Raw genomic sequence first — 3,178 nt, 5'->3', positions numbered from 1 at the left:
TCGTACCTGAACTCACAAGGTTGGGCTTGGTTATACGCAGGATTAGCGGTTTCGAGCTTGCGAATGCCATGAGAGTGCGCATTAAAAGTAGGCCTATAGCCAAGCCGCTCATACTATTGTTGCTCGTCCCACCGTTAATGATGGCCTCGGCATACATCCTGGCGGTGTTCCCAATGTTTTACCTGGCGTACTCGTTAATGGACCTACCGAGGAAGAGGTTTGTCGTAAACATGAGGTTCAATTACGAGGTCGCCCAGGACACGCGGGTGACGAGGTTCGTTGATAATACCATGCTCAAGGCGGAGGCCCTAAGCATGGTGAGCAGGATTTCCCAAGCAAACGCCCATGTGGTTATCGTGGTATGGACCAACAATGATGTACAAGAGGAAATCAAGAGTAAGGCCAGCGGTGCCTACGGCAGATTCCTCATGTTTAGGCATATTAAGTACTTCCTTAGGTATAAGGATCTCGAGAACACCGTTAGGAGGGTACAGAGGGGTGAAGAGGCATACTCAATATACATGGCCAGCACCGTTAACTTCGATAGCTCCTTTAAATGGAGATGGGTACCATCGCCACCAATAACGAAAATCCTCACGGCAACCAACGGTAAGGTCTGGTCAATGGAGCTGGACCTAACGGTCTTCACACCATTCTTCCTACGCATAGCCGAGGAGAGTGGTGGGTTGGCAATCCTGGGCAGGAGCGTTGATAATCGCGACATCTATTGGTCATTCCGTGGAGCAAGCCCGCACATACTCATAACCGGGCCAACGGGCTCCGGCAAGACAACATTGGCCATGAGTATTGTTTACCAGGTCAAAAGGAGGTTGGGTGATAAGGTCAGGGTAATAATCATAGATCCCCATGGGCATTCTAAGAGACTCATGAACCTAGTGAGGATGAGGTATGTCGATTTGGGTATGGTGAAGGTGATGAGTAGGGACGTGAGTGTCGTTATTGAGGCCATAAGGATGATGAACCCGTTATTATCCATAGGGCCTGAGGGTGCCTTACTTCGCATGGTCCTGGCGAATAGGAATGACGTGGATGGTATAGGTGATATTGTGAGGTCGCTGGATGAGTTATCGAACGACATCATACTAAGGGAGGCATACTACAACCTATACAACTCCCTGGCCCTACTAATTAATTATTATAACCACGGGGCAAGTACCGTGAGTATCGACGACTTATTGAATGGGGACATCATATTCACCATGAACAACATCACGAATGAGGAGCTCAGCAGGTACCTGGCAGCACTGATATTGCTCACCATGTTTAAGAAGGCAACCTCGGAGTGCGGGAGTCCACCATGCCCACTCAAGTACGTAGTGCTGATTGATGAGGCGCACAACATACTTGGAACCCCAAGTGAGTATAGGTTGTTGGGTGTTAACAATGTAATTAGCAGGATGGTTAGGGAGGTCAGGAAATTCGGCATAGCGCTGATCATGCTTCTACAACCACCCCTCGACGTATTGGACCCAGGGATTCTCGAGAACCTAGGCACCATTGTAATGCTATCTGGAGGTCATCAATACGTTTCCCACCTATTAAACGCGATCAGTGGTATTGATAGTGATGATGCGGATTGGCTATTAAGCGGTCAGTATAGGGCTTTAGTTATGAGGCATGGCGCGAGACCGATACGTTTGGTAAAGCTTTACGTACCGAAGGGGTTGCTGAAGGATTATGTAATAAAGGAAAAATAAAAGGTTGAATTTGAAGGGAAACACGTCAAATGCGTTAGTCAACTCGTCACGGTATCACCCCCAACCTCACCATCGGTGTAGTATGACCGGTCTGATACGAAGACCTCAAACCTACTGGCATTTAGACTTTTTACTATGTACTTAAAGGCCTCCATGGGTTTCGTGTGGCTACCGCACGTGTATACGTCCACTGTTGCGTAGCCGTACTCGGGCCATGTGTGTATTGATATGTGGCTCTCAGCCACTATCGCCACCACCGATATGCCGCCATTTATGCCAAACTTGTAGTAAAAGGTTGATACAACCAACGCGCCCGCAGCGTCAGCAGCCTCCCGAACCACCTTTGTGAGGTAGACCTCGTCTTTAAGGAGGTTTTTATCGCAGCCATATAGGTTTCCATACACGTGTACCCCATACACTAACGCACTCCTCTCCTTACCCCCCTGCCCAGGTAGGGTTTGGGTGATCATTTTCCCTATATTGTACGTTTTTTGACTAAACCGTGCCAACCCCCTATATAAACATATCCCCTCATGAAAGCAGGTATTACTCATGAATTAGCACGCATAGCCCTATAGGTCTCGTGAGGTTTTCATGTGAGGTAAACAATAAATACTTCAAGTGTGCTTTTACTGTGAATGGAGGACCTTCGTTATTTCAGGAGCGCTTACCTTGAGATAGGTAATTTCATAATGAATACTCTCAATGTAATAAATATTGAGGAGGTGTCATCATTCGTAAACCTATTAATCAATGCTTACAGGAATGATAAGAAGGTCCTCGTGGTTGGTGCTGGTAGGTCAGGGCTTGTGGGTAGGGCTTTCGCAATGAGGTTGATGCACCTAGGCTTTAAGTCCTACGTCCTCGGTGAGACTATAACGCCGAGTGTTGGTGAGGATGATGTGGTTGTTGCGATTTCGGGTAGTGGTACAACGACCATGGTTGTTGCCGCTGCCGAGGCTGCGAAGAAGATGAGGGCTAAGGTTATTGCCATAACCAGCTATAGGGACTCACCACTGGCTGGGTATGCGGATCTCGTGGTCCAGGTGCCTGGCAGAACGAAGGTTGCCAAGATGGATGATTACTTCGCAAGGCAGATACTTGGTCTTCATGAACCGCTGGCTCCGTTGGGTACGTTATTTGAGGATACGGCGATGGTGCTCCTGGACGCCGTCATAGCGGAGTTAATGTATAGGTTGAAGAAGACCGAGGATGAGATAAGGTTTAGGCATGCAAATATAGAGGTGCCCTAATTACTCACCCTCGCTCTCCATTGCCCTAACGCCCACGTTTATTAATCGCCTTATCACCCTATCAATCAACCTAACATAGACACCCTTCTGGCCAACAAAGGCGCCGAAGGCACTCTTCCTAACAGTAACCATGAGTTCAGGACCTGCGAAGTCGACATCGATTATGTGCTTGCCAATCCAACCAACGGGGTGAAGAGCCCTTATCCA

The 3,178-nt window shown here is 48.1% G+C and carries 3 protein-coding genes and 1 pseudogene; 2 read left to right on the top strand and 2 right to left on the bottom strand.

All coding sequences use genetic code 11. From position 1 onward, the window contains the following. Positions 1–1,718, top strand: a 1,718-nt coding sequence (locus B7L70_RS12160) for an ATP-binding protein (RefSeq protein WP_081228411.1), incomplete at its 5' end; no start/stop codon positions are given. 38 nt (positions 1,719–1,756) lie between these two features. Here B7L70_RS12160 and speD read toward each other — a convergent pair. After that, the gene (speD, locus tag B7L70_RS12155; RefSeq protein ID WP_081228410.1) at positions 1,757–2,188 is read right to left on the bottom strand and encodes an adenosylmethionine decarboxylase; all 432 of its coding nucleotides are present in this window, start codon (positions 2,186–2,188) and stop codon (positions 1,757–1,759) included. Between the two features lie 168 nt (positions 2,189–2,356). On the opposite strand from speD, the gene hxlB reads away from it, so the two are divergent. Next, positions 2,357–2,971 carry a 6-phospho-3-hexuloisomerase gene (hxlB, locus tag B7L70_RS12150; RefSeq protein WP_081228409.1) on the top strand — a complete coding sequence of 205 codons (615 nt, stop codon included), beginning with the start codon at positions 2,357–2,359 and terminating at the stop codon, positions 2,969–2,971. Here the strand turns inward: hxlB and B7L70_RS12145 are convergent. Further along, a pseudogene (locus tag B7L70_RS12145) lies at positions 2,972–3,178 on the bottom strand (PhoH family protein); the annotation flags it as partial.

The sequence above is a fragment of the Vulcanisaeta sp. EB80 genome, from assembly GCF_002078205.2.
The sequence above is the reverse complement of the archived record's forward strand: the minus strand, read 5'-3'. Positions and strand labels throughout refer to the sequence as shown.